Genomic DNA, 16,217 nt, shown 5'->3' with positions numbered 1-16,217 from the left:
GCCCGGCCTGTCGCGGATGGGCTCCGCTGTATGACAGAGGGCGCACACTCAGCCGGGGAAGCGTCCCGTCGAGCGCAGATGCCAGCGCCTCTCCGCGTAGGCCAGGTCGTCGCGCCACAGGCGTCCGGCGGCGGCCCGCACGAGGGGGCGCAACAGCGGCGACATCCTGCGGGCCACGGCGAAGCCGGGGCGGTCCGACGCCGCGACGACGGCCTCCACCACCGCGGTGCGGGGCCTGCCCCGGTCGTCGGGGCCCAGCGGGGTCGCGTGCGTCTCGACCACCGACCCCTCGCCCTCGCCTTCCGTGATGTGCATGACGACCGTGCGCGGCTCGGGCGCGGTGAACACGGCACGGACCGGCACGACGAGCCGTCCGGCGAGCCTGAAGGAGACGTCGACGGCGAAACCGTCCTCCTTCGTCGTGGCGGGGGTGTCGACGACGGTCAGGTCGACGAAGGAGTACGGGTGGAACCAGGCGCCGTGCCACGGGTCCAGACGGTTCGCCACGACGTCCTCCGGCTCGCAGGCGCCGACGCCCACGTAGACAGCCGTCACCGCTTCGGCCAGGGCGGGCCTGACCGGCACCACCGGCGCCTGCAGGGGCGCCTCGCCGCCCACGTCGTCCAGGCGCACCCACACCAGCACGCCGTCGTCGTACGCGGGCAGGGGCTCCCAGCCCGCGAACGGTGCGCCCCGCAGAGCGAGTCCGTGCCAGTGGCAGACCAGGGTGCCGCACCTGACGGGGCTGTCGCGCAGCGGTGCGCCCAGGTGTGGGCAGACGCCCGGTCCGGCGACGAGGCGGCCCGTGGCGTCGCGCCAGACGACGACCTCCTGGCCGGCGATCGTCCGGGCCAGGGGCCGGTCGTCGCGGACGTCCCGGGTCGCGCCCATGACGAACCAGTTGCCCGAGGGGCGTGCCTGCGCGCGCTTCAGCGCCTGGGCGATGACTGCCGGGCGGGCCTCGCGCCACGTCGGACGCTGCCGCTCCCAGGCGACCGGGTTCCTGCGCAGTGACAGCGGGAAGCGTCCGCGGCGGGCGAAACGGTCGGGGATCACGTGACCTCCTCGTGCAGTGGCTGCGCAGCGGCGGCCCGGGACACCGGGTGCGTTTCGACGGGTCGTCCGGGCCCGGCGGGTGGTCCGGGTGCGAGGGACTGTCCGGCGGGCTGGGCCGGCACCGTCGTCCGGCGCGCCAGGCGCGCTGCCGTCCGGGCCGCCGCAAGGCGCATCAGCCCGTCGGCGGCCACCGCGGCCCGCCGTCGCCGGGGGACCACGGCACGCCGGTGCAGGACGGCGTACCCGTCGGCGGCGACCGCGTCGAGGATGCCGCCGTAGAGCACGAAGGCCGTGCGGATGCAGGGACGTGACACGGGTTCGAGCATCGCGATGCCCGGCGCCGCCTCGCGGTAGACGCCTCGGGTGAGGTCCTCGAAGGCTCTGAAGGCCTCGGTGATGCGCGGGTCGCGGCGGCCGGTGCGGCGGCTCCAGTGGAGCAGTTCGCGGTCGACGCCGTACGCGGAGAGAAGGTCGGCGGGCAGGTAGACGCGTCCGCGGTCGAGGTCCTCGCCCACGTCCCGCAGGAAGTTGGTCAGCTGGAAGGCGACGCCGAGGGCGGCCGCGTGCGGGGCGGCCACCTCGCGCGGGACGACGGAGCCCAGGACGGGCAGCATCTGCAGCCCGATCACCGCCGCGGAACCGTGCATGTACGCGCGCAGGTCGTCGTAGGTCGGATAGTCGGTGACCTCCAGGTCGCTGCGCATGGATGCCATGAAGTCGCCGAAGTGGCCGTGGTCGATGGCATACCGCCGGGCCGTGTCGGCGAGTGCGAGGACCACCGGCTCGGCGCTGTCTCCGTCGCGGAGCCCTCGCTGGAGACGCTCGTGGAGGCGGGCGAGGTCGGCCGCGCGGCGGTGGGGCGGGATGCCGGGGTCCAGGGAGTCGACGATGTCGTCGGCCCAGCGGGCGAAGCCGTAGAGGGCGTGGACTGCCGGCCGGCGCTCCACGGGCAGCAGCCGGGTGGCGAGGAAGTACGTCTTGCCGTGCCGGGCGTTGAGCCGCCGGCACCGCATGTAGGCGTCGCGCAGCGCCGGCCCGGTGATGCCCGCCGCGTCGAGTTCACGGGCCGTCATGTACGCGTTCCTTCCGAGACGGTCGGCGCGTCCGGCTGAGCGGGCGCGTCCGGCACGCGCGGCACGGCGCGTGAGCGGTGGGGGAGGGCGGCCGCGTGGCGCCCGGTGATACGGGCCGCGGCGAGTTTGCCGGACAGCAGGACGGTGGGGAGGCCGACGCCGGGTGTGGTGCCGCACCCGGCGAGCACGGCGTTGTCGGTGCCGCGGACCAGGTTGCGTGGCCGGAACGGTCCGGTCTGCGCGAACGTGTGGGCGGCCGAGAAGGGGGTGCCGGCCGCGTGCCCCTGGGCCGTCCAGTCGGCCGGGGTGACGAGCACCTCCTCCTCGACGGCCTCCGCGATGCCCTCGAAGCCGCGTCGGTCGAGTTCCCGCAGGATGCTGTCGCGGTAGCGCGGGCCGAGATCGCCCCAGGTGGCGGCGGCCGGCCCGATGTCGGTGTTGGGGCAGGGGGCGAGGATGTAGTGGAGGTGGCGGCCGGGCGGGGCGAGCGTCGGGTCGGTGGCGGTGGGTCGCGTGATGAGCAGCGAGGGGTCGCTCATCAGGCGGCCGTCGCGGGTGAGTTCGTCGAACGTGTGGTGCCACTTGTCGCCGAAGGACAGGGTGTGGTGGCCGAGTCCGGGCCACGTGCGGTCGGTGCCGACGTGCAGGACGACGGCCGACGGAGCGTGCCGGATGCGCAGCGGGCGGCGCGGTGTGCGACCGAGCAGGCCGTAGGAGACCGGCAGTTCGGGGGTCAGGATCACGGCGTCGCACGGGATGCGGTCCTGGTCGGTGACGACGGCCGTGATGCGCCCGGCGGAGCGTTCCAGCCGGGTGACGGCCTGCCCGAGGCGCAGCTCTGCGCCCGCCTGCGCGGCGGCGTCCGCCATGGCCTGCGGCAGGGCGTGCATGCCTCCGCGGGGGAAGTACACGCCGGCGACGGTGTCCATGTAGGCGATCACGGCGTACGCGGCGAGGGCCCGCGCCGGCGGGACTCCGGCGTACAGCGCCTGGAAGGAGAAGACCCGGCGCAGGCGTTCGTCCCGCAGGTGACGGCCGATCCGTGCGTCGAGCCGGCCGAATCCGCCGAGGGCGGCGAGCCGTGCCAGGTCCGGGGTCAGCAGGTGCAGGGGCGAGTCGAAGTTGGCGTCGATGAAGCGCCGCATCTGGGCCCGGTACAGCAGCTCCAGCCATCGGCGCAGCCGCCGGTAGCCCGCGGCCTCCTCGACGCCGGCGAAGCGTTCGACCTCCGCCTCCATCGCCGCCGCGTCGGTGTGCACGTCGAGGCTGCTGCCGTCCGCGAACCGCGCCTGGTAGGCGGGGTGCAGGGGGACGAGGTCGACGCGGTCGCGCAGGCTCTCGCCGACCGCGGCGAACGCCTCGTCGGCGAGGTCGGGCATGGTCAGCACGGTGGGCCCGGTGTCGATGCGGTAGCCGCCGCGATCCAGTCGTCCGGCCCGGCCCCCGGGCAGCGCGTCGCGCTCCACGAGGGTGACCCGGCGGCCCGCGCCGAGCAGGTGCAGCGTGGCCGCCAGGCCGGAGAGTCCGGCGCCGACCACGACCACGTGGTCCGTGGGTCCGGCGATGGTGCGGGTCATCGGACGCCCCCTTCGGCGCCGACGGTCAGCAGCACGGAGACGGGCATGCCGTCGTCCGCGCCGCCCGGTCCGGGCGGGGGGACGGGGGTCGTGCCGGCCGACGCGTGCAGCAGTTCCCGCAGGCGCCCGCGGCTCTGCGGCTCCAGGGCGGCGGACTCCAGATGGCGCATTCCCTGGGCGACCAGCCGGTCGATCTTCGTCTCGACGATGTCGCGCGCCCCGGTCCTCACGAGCGCGTCCCGGATCTCTGCGAGACGGCTCTCGCCGAGGTCGGCGCGGCCCGGCGAAGGGCGCAGCACGGCCAGCGCGCGCCCGTCTCCCGTGGCTTCCGCCCGGGCGCGGGCCACCGCCGCCAGGTAGGTGGGTTTGCCCGTCCGGATGTCGTCGCCGGCGGGTTTGCCGGTGCGCCGGGGGTCGCCGAAGACGTCGGTGAGGTCGTCGTGCAGCTGGAACGCGATGCCGACGCAGCGGCCGGCCGAGCACAGTGCGGCGGTGCGCGCGCCGTCCGCGCCTGCCAGGGCGGCTCCGAGCGCCAGCGGACGTTCCACCGAGTACAGCGCGCTCTTGAGACAGGCGGCGCGGACGGCACGGGCCAGGGACCCGGAGGAGGTGGCCTGACCCTGGATGTCCAGGTACTGACCGGCCACCATCTCGGTGCGCATGGTGCTCCACAGGTCGCGCACCCTGCGGGCGGTGTCCGGCTCCACCTCGATGGCGGCGACCGTGTCGTCCGCCCAGGCCAGGGCCAGGTCGCCGGCGAGGATCGCCGCAGCCTCGCCGAAGCGCCGGCCGTGTTCGGGCGCGGCGGCGCTCGCGTACTGGGCGGCGACGTCCGCGTGCAGGACGGGCCGTCCGCGACGCAGCAGGGAGCCGTCCATGACGTCGTCGTGGACGAGGGCGCAGGTCTGGATCAGTTCGAGGGCCGCCCCGACCTGCAGGGCGGCTTCCGCATCGAGGGGACCGCCGCCGCAGGCGCGCAGAGCCCACCACACGAACTGGGAGCGCATGCGCTTGCCCCCCTCCAGGGTGAAGGCGGCGACTCGCTCGGCGAGGTCGCGGCCGAACACCGGGTCGAGGGCCGCTGCACGTTCGACCCGTTCGCTCAGGAGGCCGTCCAGCAGGCGGCCCACGGCTGCGGGCACGTCACCGTCGACGTCGTCCAGCGTGGTGGCGTCCAGCCGGAGCCGCGGGGGACCGGGGAACTCCGTGGGCGCGCCGGGGGAGGGGAGGCCGTCTCCGAGTCGCGGGAAGCCGCCTGCGGGGCGCCCGGTGTGAGGGTCGGGTGCTTTCTTGGCCACAGGAAGATCCTTCGCCTCGGTGGGGCGCATCCCGGTTCCTCTCGCCGCGGTCGCATGGGTGTCTGACGTAATGCCTTCCGCGCCGGGGGCCGCTCCGGATGCGCCATCAGGGGAGAACGCGTCGGCGAATTCGGCTCGGAGGCCCGGCGCCGGTGGGCCGAGAGGGTGACGGCGCGACGGCCGCGCGGGCAGTGCGGCGTAAACGATGCACGGACGATGCAAGTTGTCGCACCGCTCGTGCGCTTCGCATGGTGGGGGAGTCGGGGTCGCCGTCGGCGACCCGGATCACGGCCTGCGGGGGCGTCCCGGCACACCCGGCTCCCGCCCGCCCGGAAGACGGCAGGGTCACCGCCCGCACGAGGAGCAGCGCCATGACTGCACGCCAAGTCACCGAGCAGACCGTCGACAGCACCCCGCTGTGGGCGCCGACGGAGGACTCCCTGGCCGACGAGGAACTCGCCGCGGGCTTCGCGGCCGGTTCCGAGTCCTGTCTCGCGGCCGCCTACCACCGGTGGGGCGCCCTCGTGTACACGCTCGGGCTGCGCTCGCTGGGGGACGCCCGGGAGGCGGAGGACGTCACCCAGACGGTGTTCCTGGCCGCGTGGCGGGGGCGGGCCGGGTTCGCACCGGAACGCGGCACGCTCAGTGCGTGGCTCGTGGGCATCACCCGGCGCAAGATCGCCGACGCCCTGGCGGCGCGGACGCGACGGGCCGAGCTCGTGGCCGCGGCCGGCGCGCGGATGTCGGTCGGATCCCCCGACCGCGAGGTCCAGCCCGACGCCGTCCTCGACCGCGTCCTGATCGGCGACGAGCTCGCCAAGCTGCCGGCCGCCCAGCGCCGCGTGCTCACCCTCGCCTTCTACGACGACCTGACGCAGCCGCAGATCGCCGAGCTCACCGGCTGGCCCCTGGGCACGGTCAAGAGCCATGCCAGGCGCGGCCTGCACCGGCTCGGCCGCTGCCTCGAGAGGGACGGAGTCAGTGGGGACAGGAGATGATTCGACGCGCAAACGATGCGAGTCCTGCCATGGGTCGGGATGGGATCAGGGGCGACCCTCCCGGCCGCCCGCGTGAGCCGCGGCTCACGCGGGCGGTGCATCCGGCGCTGCCCCTTCGCCGGTAGGAGTGAGGAAGAGTCCGGCCCGCCGCGCGGATCGCGCCCGACCGGTGCGGGGGCGCACCCAACGGGTTCGTGAGGACGCAGGAGGTGACGCCGTGGCCGAGCGCCGGGCACTGTCCCACATCCCCCACGCGGAGCTGGTCTGCCGTGCCCTCGACGGCAGCCGCGCGCCCTGGGGCGCCGTCGCCGCCCGCCATCTCAGCCTCTGCCGCGCGTGCCGCGAACGGCTGACCCTTTACGAACGCGCCGCAGCGGCAGGACGTCTGACCCGTCCGGGCCAAACCCTGCAAGCGCCTCCCACCCGGGTATGGACCGCGGTCCGCACCCACCTGGCCGCCGAACGCCCCTCGGCGCCGCCGCCCCCACCGCCGTCGACCGCCCGCTCCCTGCGGCGCGCCTGCGCCTACGCCCTGCGCTGCCCGGCCGCCGCGGTCCGGGCCGTCGTCCGCCTGCTCGCCCGCCTGTGGCCCGGACCGCCCCGCGAAGCGAACCGCTGACACCGGACCGGCGTACGTCGACCCTCACCCTTCCCGCCCGTGGCGCACCACCGCACGGCCGACACCCCGGCGGGGCCTGCATCCGCGGAGCTCCTCCAGGGTGAATGCTTCCGACAGGCCACCGGCTGCCCGCCCGCCGCCGGTGGAACACGCACACCAAGGGAGAGCGGCTCGTGGTGCAGGCAGAGGTGGCCATCCTGGGCGCGGGAGCGGCGGGACTGTCCCTCGCCCACCGGCTCACGCAGGCTTCCCCCGGGACCCGCCGCGTGTCCGCCGTACTGGTGGACGCGCCGCCCGGTCCGCTCCGCCCGCCGAGCCGGACCTGGTGCTTCTGGGAGCCGGGCGCCGGCCCGTACGACGCCGCGTTGACCGCCGAATGGCACAGGCTGCGCGTGCACGCCCGCGCCGGTCGGCCGATCGAGGACGACATCGCCCCCCTCCGCTACAAGATGCTCCGCTCCGACGACTTCGAGCGCCTCGTCGCCCGCGACCTGGCGGACAGCGACGACGTCCGGCGACTGGAGGCGACCGTCGAGACGGTGAACGGCGACGCCGGCGGGGCGGACATCCGGGCCCGTGCCGGTGACGGCCGTCCGGTGACGGTGCACGCCCGCTGGGTCTTCGACTCCCGGCCCCTCGCCCGCCTGCCCGCGGCCCGCACCACCTTGCTGCAGCACTTCCGTGGCTGGTTCGTCCGCACCGAACGTCCGATGTTCGACCCCGCCACGGTGGACCTCATGGACTTCCGGGTGCCGCAGCCGCCCCGGGGGCTCGCCTTCGGCTACCTGCTGCCCACCGGCCCTCGCGAGGCGCTCCTGGAGTACACCCAGTTCTCCGAAGCCGTACTGTCCCGCGAGGCGTACGAGGGCGAACTGCGCCGCTACGCCCACGAGGTGCTGCAGCTGGGCGGCTTCGAGGTCACCGCGACCGAGACCGGCGTGATCCCCATGACCGACGCCCGTTTCGCCCGTCGAGCGGCGCCGTCCGTCTTCCGCATCGGCGCCGCGGGAGGCGCCACCCGGCCGTCCACCGGCTACACCTTCTCCGCCGTCCAGCGCCAGACACGGGCCGTCGCGGACGCCTTGCACGCGGGCCGCCGTCCGATGCCGCCGCCCGGCCATTCGGCCCGCTCGCGCGCCATGGACGCGGTCATGCTGCGGGCACTGGACAGCGGCCGCGTCGACGGCGCCGACTTCTTCGCGCGGCTCTTCGCACGGGTGCCGCCGGAACGGCTGCTGCGCTTCCTCGACGGCGGCACCCGCCTGCACGAGGACCTCTCCGTCGGCGTCCGCACCCCCGTGCTGCCGATGCTGCGCAGCGCGGCGGAGCTGCCCTGGCTCGCCCGCAAGTCCCACCCCGGGCCGTGACCGACCCGAAGGGGCATCGGACACCCCGCCCTCCTCCGACCCGGACCGCCCCCGACCCACGACACGCCCCGGCCTGCATTCCGACCGCAATTCCGACGGCAATTCCGACCGCATCCCGACCGAGGAGACCGCATGACCCTGCTGCGCGACGAGGACCTGGCCGCCGCGTTCGACCACGCTTCTCGCAGCTACGACACCCTGGTCGCCGCCAACCCCGGCTATCACGGCCAGCTCCGCCGCTCCGCACGCCGCCTCGGCCTGCCCGACGGCGGCGCCGGACTGCGCGTGCTGGACCTCGGATGCGGCACGGGCGCCTCCACCGCCGCCCTCGCCGCGGTCCTCCCCGACGCCGAGATCACCGCCGTGGACGCCTCCGCCGGCATGCTGGAGCGCGCAGCGCGCAAACCGTGGCGGGACGGCGTGACGTTCGTGCGGGCCCCCGCCGAACGGCTGGCCGAAGCAGGCGTGCGAGGCCCCTTCGACGCGGTCTTCGCCGCCTACCTCTTCCGCAACGTCACCGACCCCGACGCGGTCCTCGGTGCGGTGCGTGACGTCCTCGCGCCGCGCGGACGGCTGGCCGTGCACGAGTACACCCTCAGCGGCCGGAGCGCCCACCGCGTCGTGTGGACGGGCGTGTGCCGCGGACTCGTGCAGCCCATCGCCACCCTTCTCGGCGACGGCGACCTGTACCGGCACCTGTGGCGCAGCGTCGTGGACTTCGACACGGCGGACCGCTTCGCCGCCCGGGTCCGCGCCGCCGGCTTCCAGGACGTCCGGACCCTGCCCCTGCCGGGATGGCAGACCGGCATCGCCCACACCGTCGTCGCCCGCCGCCCCGGCGCCGCCGCCAAGAGCGCCCGATGACCGGCACCGGGCGACCGCACGCTCCCCGCCGCGGCCGTGACCGGCGCGCCCGCACCGTCCTGCCCGCCCCCGGCGCACCGCGCCTGACCGGCGACCGTCCCCGCACGACAGCGGTCGTGGGCGGCGGCATCGCCGGGCTCGCGGCAGCGACCGGCCTGGCCGAGAAGGGCGTACGGGTCACGCTCTACGAACGCGAACCGGTCCTGGGCGGACGTCTGGCCGGCTGGCCGACCGTCCTCTCCGACGGCGGCACCGTCACCATGAGCCGCGGCTTCCACGCGTTCTTCCGCCAGTACTACAACCTGCGCGGCCTTCTGCGGCGCACCGATCCGGGGCTCACCCGCCTGCGCGCCCTGCCCGACTACCCGCTCCGGCACGGCAGCGGCCTGTACGACAGCTTCCGGCACGTCCCGCGCACCCCACCGTGGAGCGCCCTCGGCTTCGTGGCCCTGAGTCCCTCCTTCGGACTGCGCGACCTCGTCCGCATGAACCCGGTCGCCGCACTGCCCCTCCTGGACGTCCGTGTCCCCGGGGTCTACGAGCGGCTCGACGACGTCAGCGCACACGACTTCCTGCAGTCGATCCGCTTCCCGCAGGCCGCGCAGCATCTCGCGTTCGAGGTGTTCTCCCGCAGCTTCTTCGCCGACCCGCGCCGGCTGTCCGCGGCGGAGATGGTGCTGATGTTCCACATCTACTTCCTCGGCTCCGCGGAAGGCCTGCTCTTCGACGTGCCCGCCGAGCCCTTCCCGTCCGCTCTGTGGGCGCCGCTGGCCGACTATCTGCGCGGCCACGGCGTCGACGTGTGCACCGGCGCCCGCGTCGAGACCGTCGAGCCCACGGCGGACGGCGGCTTCGTCGTCGCCACGGACACGACGGAACGGCGCCACGACACCGCCGTCCTCGCCCTGGACGCCGCAGGCCTCACCTCGCTCGTCGCACACTCCCCGCGTCTGGCGGACGCCGCGTGGAGGGAGCGGATCGCCCGGCTGCGCGCCGCGCCGCCGTTCCTCGTCTCGCGTCTGTGGCTGGACCGCCCGGTCGCCGCCGACCGCCCCGGCTTCCTGGGCACCAGCGGCTTCGGAACCCTCGACAACGTCAGCGTGCTGGAGCGCTGGGAAGGTGAGGCGGCGCGCTGGGCCTCGCGCACCGGAGGATCGGTCGTCGAACTGCACGCCTACGCCCTGCCCGAGCGTGCGGTCCGAGACGTCGAGCAGAAGCGCCTGCTGGAGCAGTTGCACCGGGTGTACCCGGAGACGCGCGCGGCGACGGTGGTCGACGAACGGCACGAGTGGCGGGCCGACTGCCCGCTGTTCCCGGTCGGCGGCCACGGTGACCGGCCGACCGTGCGGACCTCCGATCCCGGGCTGGTGGTGGCCGGCGACCTCGTGCGCACCGACCTGCCCGTGGCCCTGATGGAACGCGCGGCCACGAGCGGCTTCCTCGCGGCCAACGCACTGCTGGAACGCTGGGGGGTCAGGGGCCAGACCCTGTGGACGGTGCCCGACCGCGGGCGCAGCGCGGTGCTGCGCGGGCTTGCACGACTCGGTTGAGGGGCGCCGTGCCGGACGGACCTCGTCGACGGGGCAGACGGCGCGGGGTGCGGTGGGGCGGGGTGCGGCGGGGCGGTCCCGAGGGATGCGCCGCCTCGGTCTCCGCCACCCCGGTACCCGGTGGCCCGGCTGCCGCCGCGGGGGTGCTCCGTCCGACCTGCCGGCAGGCGTCCGTACGGGTGCCGCGCGCACGGATCGCATCCGCCGCGGCGTCGACGCGCGAATGGTCTGGGTGAGCGGCGGGCGCGGACCGCACGTCCGAGGCCCGCCGGGAGCTTCGTCACTGAGGGAGACGCACATGCGCGGCGCGACGACGCACGAGGTGCGAGGGGCACGAGCCCTTCCCGACGCTCTCCCCACGGCCCCGCGGCCGCAGGCAGAACCGCATGGTGCACAGCCGGACTCGCAGCCCGCACAGCCGCTGAACCCGGGGCCCGCACAGCCGCGGCACCGTCCGCGGAGCGAGGCCGCGGACGCTGCGCCGACCTGGCTCGGCATCGGTCTCGACACCATGGCCGCGATGCTCGTCCTGTCCCTGCGCCGGGTGGGCGCACGAGGGTTCGAGGCCCGCTGCCAGTGGCCTCGCCTGCACCCGCTCAACGAACGCGAGCTCACGGTCGTCCACCATCCGCTGATCATGGCCGAGTCGCTTCGCCAGCTTGCCGCGGCCCTGGAACGCCGGCACCTCGCGACGGCAGCCGAGGCGCTGGAACCCGTCTCGGTCAGCCTGGGCGTGGCGCCCGGCGCGCAACCACGAGAGGCCGGCGACGCCACCGTCGTGGCCGTGCGGCTCGCCGTGAGCGACGTCCTGTTCGACGACGCGGGCCTCGCCGGATACCGGGTCTCGGCCGACTTCCTGCACGCCGGTCTGCGGTTCGGCTCCGGGACGATGCGGCTGGCCCGGCGGGAGAGCGACGAGGTCGGCGACCGTGACGGGCTGGGGACCTCCGGGCCGCCCGTCGGGCTTCTGCACCCGGCGGCGGCCGCCGTGGGGGCCGCCGCCGAGCCCGACGTCATGCTGGCCCGGGTCTGCCAGAGGCGGCTGCTGATCGCCCCGCGCGACCCCGGACATCCCGTCCTCCTTCCCGGACGCCCCTCCCGGCTCCCCGCCCTGGCGGTCCTGGAGGCGGGGCGGCAGGCGGCGCTGCTGTCCTGCGGTATGACGGCCGCGGCCGTGACGGGCCTGAGCGTGGACCTGTACGGCCCGTCGCCCCGCGCGGGCGCGTTCGTCGAGGTGACCGCGCAGTCGCCTGGCCCCCGTTTCGCGGTCCTGGACCGGGGACGGGTCGCCGCCACGGGCACGGTCGCCCTGCTGAAGCCCTGAGCGCCCGGCCTCCGGCCTCCGGCGTCCTGCCTCCGCTGTCCGGTGCCGGCGGTCGGCCGCAGCCGCCGTCGGACTCTGTCGCGTGGACTCCGCCGAGCCGCCTGTTTCGTACGGCCGTCGCCCGCGGTATTGCCGACGGGCGTGTGCCCGCGAATGCGTGAACGAGTCGTCGGCGCGAGTCTGGGAACCAATGACGTCGCCGGTCCGGTGCGCCGCGCCCACCGCGCCCGGCCGTGCCCAGAGCGCCGTCAGCAGCCGGTTCGAGGAGAACGTCATGCCCAAGAAGGACGACCTGAGCGAAGGCGACGAGGTCCCGTGGAGGAGTCACGGCCAGAACGTGCCCGGCAAGGTCAAGAAGAAGATCACCGATCGCACGGAAGCGGCCGGCCGCACCGTCGATGCCTCGAGTGAGGAGCCGCAGTACGAGGTGGAGAGCGACAAGTCCGGTCGCACGGCCGTGCACAAGCCCGGCGCCCTGCGCAAGAAGGGCCGCCGCTCCTGATGGCGGGGACCGAGCGGGACGACGACCGTGACGGGATCGTCGGCGACTTCCACGACGCCGTGAACATGAGTGCCGCTGAGCTGGAGAAGTGGCTGGGCACCGACGAGTCGAAGAGCGTCGGGCAGAGCGACGGCGGAGAAAGCGTCGGACACGCCTCCGGGCGGCGCATCGTCGAGCTCCTGCACACCAGGAAGACCGACCTCACCGACGACGACCTCGCACACATGCGCAAGGTCGTCGGCTACGTCCGCCGCCACATCGCGCAGCGCCCCGGCGGCGACGTCGGCGACACGCCCTGGCGGTACTCCCTCATGAACTGGGGCCACGACCCCGAGAAGTGAGGGGGCAGGCGGTGTCGTGGCCCGTCCGGCTCACCGGACGGTGAGCCGGACGCCAGGCCCGGAGGGAGGAGGCTCGGAGGAGGTCAGGGCCGTCGGCTCGGCGTCAGAGCGGTCGGATCGGAGTCGGCGGGAAGCAGCGCGTCGGCGGGCCGGACGGTGCGCCGGCGGGCCAGGGACTCCCTGCCCGCCTTACGCGCGTGGCGACGCCGCCAGTAGGGGTTGTCGTGCGGAAGCCCGGCGGAGACCCGCCCGTACATGCCGAAGGTCAGGACGACCAGTCCCATCACGAAGCTGAACAGGACGTTGGCCATGCCGAAGTCCAGAACGTTCGCCGACCGGTCCAGGAGGACGAGGTGGACGAAGCCGCTCAGCAGGAACAGGGACCCGACGACCATGTTGAGCGTCGACGCTACGTTCCCACCGACGACGGCGCCCGCGACGAGGGCGAGTCCGAAGACGACGGAGACGAGGCTGAGGAGACCGTTGGTCGACATGCCAGCGAGGTGCCGGCCGTCCGTGTCGAACGGGCTCAGACGGTCGGCGAAGCCCAGGATGCCGAACACCAACAGGACGAGGCCGCACAGCGCGGCGCCGTAGCGGTATACCGTGGCCAGTTGGTGATCGACGGGAAGCTCGTCGCTCAGCTTCATGGCAGATCCTTTCGGGGCGGGGAACCGTTCCCTCAGGGCTGCGCCGTGTCCGGCCGCCCTGCCTTCCCACCCTTCGTCTCGCGCACCGGGGAAGGTTGCACTCCGTCCGGGTGACTTCGTGCCGGAGCCGAGTCGTGTCTCCGGCTCGTCGTGTCTCCGGCTCACGGAGGGCCGTCCCCGCGCCGTCGCTCCTGTTCGAGCAGCGCGTCGAGGTCGGTCAGCCGGTCGAGTCCGCGCACTGCCTGTGACATGCGCGGATTGCGTTCGAGCCGGGCGCGGTGGCGATGCAGGAAGGCCCAGTACCCGGAGGTGAAGGGACAGGCGTCCGCACCGGCTCGCACGTTCGGGCGGTAGGCGCACGGACCGCAGAAGTCGCTCATGCGGTTCACGTACGCGCCGCCGGAGGTGTAAGGCTTGGTGGTCATCCGGCCGCCGTCCGCGTACTGGGACATGCCGACGACGTTCGGCAGCATCACCCAGTCGTAGCCGTCGACGAAGCAGCGGTGGAACCAGTCGGTCACCGCCTGCGGGTCCCATCCGCGCTGCAGGGCGTGGCTGCCGAGCAGCATCAGCCGCGGGATGTGATGGGTCCAGCCGGTGTCGCGTACCTGCGCGAGGACGGTGGACAGGCAGCGCGCGGTGACCGCTTCGGCGTCGAGGTCGAGGAACCAGTCGGGCAGCGGGGCGTGGTGGCGCAGGGCGTTGCTGTGCCGGTAGTCCTCGCCGAAGTACCAGTACAGCTGCCACACGTACTCGCGCCAGCCCGCGATCTGCCGCACGAACCCCTCGACGCTGTTGACGGGCGCGTCACCGCGACGCCAGGCGTCCTCGGCGAGGTCGACGCACTCCGCGGGATCGAGGAGCCCGAGGTTCAGCGAAGACGACAGCAGGCTGTGGCTGAGCACGGGATCGTCGGCGAGCATGGCGTCCTCGTGCGGACCGAACCCGGCGAGCCGGTGCCCGACGAAGCGGCGCAGGGCGCCGCGGGCCTCGCGGCGGGAGGCGGGAAACAGCCGCGGTCCGTCACGGCCCACGAACGACACCTCTCCCGAGCGCTCCCACCGGTCGAGGTCGTGGCGCACCTCGTCGTCGATGGCGTCCTCGTGCGGACGACAGGGGGCCGGCGCCCCGAGCGTGCGGGTCCCGCCGGGAGGCGCCTCACGGTTGTCGTGGTCGTGGTTCCAGCGCCCGCCCGCCGGCTCTTCGCCGTTCATGAGCAGGTCATGGCTGCGGCGCACCCAGCGGTAGAAGTCCTCCTGGCGCAGCCGTCCTCCACCGCGGCCGTCGGCCCATGCCCGGAAGTCGTCGTGCGTGACGAGGAAGCCCCGCGCGGGCAGGACGCGCACACCGTCGCCGTCCATGGTCCGGACGAGACCGAGAGCGGCCCGGGAGGTCGGGTGGTGCACGGTCAGCGGTGCGGAGCCGACCGCCTCGCGCACCCCTTCGCGGTACGTCCGCGCCTTGACGTAGCGCACCCGGTCACCGAGTTCCGCCGCCCGGTGCCGCATCGCGGAGAGCACGAGGTGGGCCTTGGCACGGTGGAAGCGGCGTCTGCGGAAGACCGACCGCGCCTCGATCATCACGACGGGCGAGTCGTGTTCCGGGCCCTCCCGGCCGGGCGTCAGGAAGTGTGGTCCGAGCTGGTCGCCGAAGAGCCAGTGCGCGGTGGTCATGGGCGGGGTCCGCGAGGAGTCGGCGAGGGCGGTGCGTTCATGGATCAGCTCCGGGGCGGTGTAGGGCGTCCACAGGGAGCTTGCACCGGTGAAGCATTCACGGATGCACGGCGAACGGGTGATGCGTCCGCGCCCGGGTGCCCTGTGGGGTGCGAGCGGTCCGGCTGCCCTACCCGGGGGCGGACGTGTGCAGCGAGACGAGGATGCGCACGGCGTCACTCAGTCCGGACGGGTGCAGGAGTTCCCGCGGTGCGCGGCGGTCCCAGCCGGGGCCGCACAGGAGCACCGGGCTGTGCAGACGGGCGCCGCGAACGCCCCAGCGCGCCGAGGCGATGTGCTGGGCCAGCGGCAGGCTGGCGGTGGACCGTGACTGCGCCCACAGCGCGACGGCCGCAGGCCCGACCCGTCTGATGGCTCCGTCCAGCGCCTCGCCGGGAACGGCGCTGCTGAGCATCAGCGTCGGCACGCCCCGCTCCGCGAGCGCGGCGTTGAGCGCCTCCAGGGGCAGTGTGTGCTGCTCGCCGGGCAGGCAGGCGAGGAGCACCGGCGCGGCGTCCTGGCCGGCCGCCGCGGGGGCCGAGCAGACGTACAGGTGTCGCAGGACGGTGGAGACGTGCCAGGACAGGAGGTGCTCGACTTCGACGTAGCGGTCGCCCGAGGACTCCCACTTGCGGCCGACCGCGCGCAGGGTGGGCGCCATGACCTCCTCCCATGCGGTGACGAGTCCGTGGGCGCGCACCGCGGCGGCGAGCTGGTCCTGCACGGCCGGGGCGTCGAGTCGAACGGCCGCGCGGGCCAGCCCGCGGCACTCGTGGCGTACGGCTCCGAGGGGAAGCGCGCTGGGGGAGCGCGAGGTGTCGTCTCCACTCCGTACGGCTCGGGGCGCCGGTGCGGGTGGCGCGGGCGCCGTGACGGGGCCGACCGCCGTTTCCGCGTGGTTGCCGCGCGCCCGTTCGAGGACGGTTTGCGCCGCCTCGGCCGGGGGCACGCCGGTGGCCGTGAGCCGGCACATCTCCTTCACCATGGCCACGTCCTGTCGTGACCAACGGCGTTGCCGACCGTCGGCGCGCACGGCCGGCCCCAGTCCGTAGCGGCGGTCCCACGAGCGCAGCGTCGTCGGGGAGACGCCGAGCATGCGGGCCAGGAATCCCGTGGTGACGCCCGCGTCGGGGAGCCTCGCCGATTCGGACGCGGTCACGGTGACTGCGCGTCAGCCGTGCGCGCGAGGACGGCGGACGAAGACCACGACGGGGGAGGGGCGGCCCAGGAGAAGCGTCGGGGTGACACGGGCACCACCTCGTCTCGCGTCCGTGCGGACCCGTGCG

Annotated in this window: 15 protein-coding genes; 8 read left to right on the top strand and 7 right to left on the bottom strand. The window is 74.4% G+C overall.

The genetic code is table 11. The features are described 5' to 3' along the window. Nucleotides 1-48 precede the first annotated feature (48 nt). The 4 genes from ACZ7DE_RS33535 to ACZ7DE_RS33520 are packed head-to-tail and all read right to left on the bottom strand — an operon-like array spanning nucleotide 49 to nucleotide 5,034. Nucleotides 49-1,056: a DUF5914 domain-containing protein gene (locus tag ACZ7DE_RS33535; RefSeq protein WP_470767836.1), complete on the bottom strand. Its 1,008-nt coding sequence runs from the start codon at nucleotides 1,054-1,056 to the stop codon at nucleotides 49-51. Then, nucleotides 1,053-2,129 carry a phytoene/squalene synthase family protein gene (locus ACZ7DE_RS33530; RefSeq protein ID WP_470767834.1) on the bottom strand — a complete coding sequence of 359 codons (1,077 nt, stop codon included), beginning with the start codon at nucleotides 2,127-2,129 and terminating at the stop codon, nucleotides 1,053-1,055. The genes ACZ7DE_RS33535 and ACZ7DE_RS33530 overlap by 4 nt, the downstream gene beginning before the upstream one ends. After that, the gene (gene crtI, locus ACZ7DE_RS33525; protein WP_470767832.1) at nucleotides 2,126-3,706 is read right to left on the bottom strand and encodes a phytoene desaturase family protein; all 1,581 of its coding nucleotides are present in this window, start codon (nucleotides 3,704-3,706) and stop codon (nucleotides 2,126-2,128) included. The genes ACZ7DE_RS33530 and crtI overlap by 4 nt, the downstream gene beginning before the upstream one ends. Continuing rightward, nucleotides 3,703-5,034 carry a polyprenyl synthetase family protein gene (locus ACZ7DE_RS33520; RefSeq protein ID WP_470767830.1) on the bottom strand — a complete coding sequence of 444 codons (1,332 nt, stop codon included), beginning with the start codon at nucleotides 5,032-5,034 and terminating at the stop codon, nucleotides 3,703-3,705. Before ACZ7DE_RS33520 ends, crtI begins: the two co-directional genes overlap by 4 nt. A gap of 341 nt (nucleotides 5,035-5,375) precedes the next feature. Here ACZ7DE_RS33520 and ACZ7DE_RS33515 point away from each other — a divergent pair, with 341 nt between their 5' ends. The 8 genes from ACZ7DE_RS33515 to ACZ7DE_RS33480 all read left to right on the top strand — a co-directional run bounded on the left by ACZ7DE_RS33515 (nucleotide 5,376) and on the right by ACZ7DE_RS33480 (nucleotide 12,569). After that, nucleotides 5,376-6,002 (top strand): sigma-70 family RNA polymerase sigma factor, encoded by a 627-nt coding sequence (locus tag ACZ7DE_RS33515; RefSeq protein WP_470767828.1) that lies wholly within the window; start codon nucleotides 5,376-5,378, stop codon nucleotides 6,000-6,002. A gap of 217 nt (nucleotides 6,003-6,219) precedes the next feature. Further along, nucleotides 6,220-6,621, top strand: coding sequence for a hypothetical protein (locus tag ACZ7DE_RS33510; RefSeq protein WP_470767827.1), 402 nt, complete (start codon nucleotides 6,220-6,222; stop codon nucleotides 6,619-6,621). Between the two features lie 173 nt (nucleotides 6,622-6,794). Next, nucleotides 6,795-7,988, top strand: coding sequence for a lycopene cyclase family protein (locus ACZ7DE_RS33505; RefSeq protein ID WP_470768004.1), 1,194 nt, complete (start codon nucleotides 6,795-6,797; stop codon nucleotides 7,986-7,988). 132 nt (nucleotides 7,989-8,120) lie between these two features. Then, nucleotides 8,121-8,852 (top strand): class I SAM-dependent methyltransferase, encoded by a 732-nt coding sequence (locus ACZ7DE_RS33500; protein ID WP_470767825.1) that lies wholly within the window; start codon nucleotides 8,121-8,123, stop codon nucleotides 8,850-8,852. After that, a complete protein-coding gene (locus ACZ7DE_RS33495; RefSeq protein ID WP_470767824.1) occupies nucleotides 8,849-10,402 on the top strand; it encodes an FAD-dependent oxidoreductase in 1,554 nt (517 codons plus the stop codon). The genes ACZ7DE_RS33500 and ACZ7DE_RS33495 overlap by 4 nt, the downstream gene beginning before the upstream one ends. A gap of 298 nt (nucleotides 10,403-10,700) precedes the next feature. After that, nucleotides 10,701-11,726 carry a hypothetical protein gene (locus tag ACZ7DE_RS33490; RefSeq protein WP_470767822.1) on the top strand — a complete coding sequence of 342 codons (1,026 nt, stop codon included), beginning with the start codon at nucleotides 10,701-10,703 and terminating at the stop codon, nucleotides 11,724-11,726. 274 nt (nucleotides 11,727-12,000) lie between these two features. Continuing rightward, nucleotides 12,001-12,228, top strand: coding sequence for a hypervirulence associated TUDOR domain-containing protein (locus ACZ7DE_RS33485; RefSeq protein ID WP_470768002.1), 228 nt, complete (start codon nucleotides 12,001-12,003; stop codon nucleotides 12,226-12,228). Then, a complete protein-coding gene (locus tag ACZ7DE_RS33480; RefSeq protein WP_470767820.1) occupies nucleotides 12,228-12,569 on the top strand; it encodes a DUF3140 domain-containing protein in 342 nt (113 codons plus the stop codon). Before ACZ7DE_RS33485 ends, ACZ7DE_RS33480 begins: the two co-directional genes overlap by 1 nt. An 83-nt stretch (nucleotides 12,570-12,652) precedes the next feature. On the opposite strand, the gene ACZ7DE_RS33475 is transcribed toward ACZ7DE_RS33480, so the two are convergent. The 3 genes from ACZ7DE_RS33475 to ACZ7DE_RS33465 form a co-directional block, all read right to left on the bottom strand. Continuing rightward, nucleotides 12,653-13,219 carry a DUF4383 domain-containing protein gene (locus ACZ7DE_RS33475; RefSeq protein WP_470767818.1) on the bottom strand — a complete coding sequence of 189 codons (567 nt, stop codon included), beginning with the start codon at nucleotides 13,217-13,219 and terminating at the stop codon, nucleotides 12,653-12,655. 161 nt (nucleotides 13,220-13,380) lie between these two features. Then, the gene (locus ACZ7DE_RS33470; RefSeq protein WP_470767816.1) at nucleotides 13,381-14,892 is read right to left on the bottom strand and encodes a cryptochrome/photolyase family protein; all 1,512 of its coding nucleotides are present in this window, start codon (nucleotides 14,890-14,892) and stop codon (nucleotides 13,381-13,383) included. 169 nt (nucleotides 14,893-15,061) lie between these two features. Further along, entirely contained in the window at nucleotides 15,062-16,090 is a 1,029-nt protein-coding gene (locus ACZ7DE_RS33465) for a MerR family transcriptional regulator (RefSeq protein WP_470767814.1), read from the bottom strand. Nucleotides 16,091-16,217: the final 127 nt, after the last annotated feature.

The sequence above is a fragment of the Streptomyces sp. NPDC037083 genome (assembly GCF_055606485.1).
The sequence above is the reverse complement of the archived record's forward strand: the minus strand, read 5'-3'. Positions and strand labels throughout refer to the sequence as shown.

Coding starts and splice junctions, on each gene's coding strand:
- ACZ7DE_RS33530 (WP_470767834.1), bottom strand. CDS start 2,129: ATGACGGCCCGTGAACTCGACGCGGCGGGCATCACCGGGCCGGCGCTG.
- crtI (WP_470767832.1), bottom strand. CDS start 3,706: ATGACCCGCACCATCGCCGGACCCACGGACCACGTGGTCGTGGTCGGC.
- ACZ7DE_RS33520 (WP_470767830.1), bottom strand. CDS start 5,034: ATGCGCCCCACCGAGGCGAAGGATCTTCCTGTGGCCAAGAAAGCACCC.
- ACZ7DE_RS33515 (WP_470767828.1), top strand. CDS start 5,376: ATGACTGCACGCCAAGTCACCGAGCAGACCGTCGACAGCACCCCGCTG.
- ACZ7DE_RS33500 (WP_470767825.1), top strand. CDS start 8,121: ATGACCCTGCTGCGCGACGAGGACCTGGCCGCCGCGTTCGACCACGCT.
- ACZ7DE_RS33495 (WP_470767824.1), top strand. CDS start 8,849: ATGACCGGCACCGGGCGACCGCACGCTCCCCGCCGCGGCCGTGACCGG.
- ACZ7DE_RS33490 (WP_470767822.1), top strand. CDS start 10,701: ATGCGCGGCGCGACGACGCACGAGGTGCGAGGGGCACGAGCCCTTCCC.
- ACZ7DE_RS33485 (WP_470768002.1), top strand. CDS start 12,001: ATGCCCAAGAAGGACGACCTGAGCGAAGGCGACGAGGTCCCGTGGAGG.
- ACZ7DE_RS33480 (WP_470767820.1), top strand. CDS start 12,228: ATGGCGGGGACCGAGCGGGACGACGACCGTGACGGGATCGTCGGCGAC.
- ACZ7DE_RS33475 (WP_470767818.1), bottom strand. CDS start 13,219: ATGAAGCTGAGCGACGAGCTTCCCGTCGATCACCAACTGGCCACGGTA.
- ACZ7DE_RS33470 (WP_470767816.1), bottom strand. CDS start 14,892: ATGACCACCGCGCACTGGCTCTTCGGCGACCAGCTCGGACCACACTTC.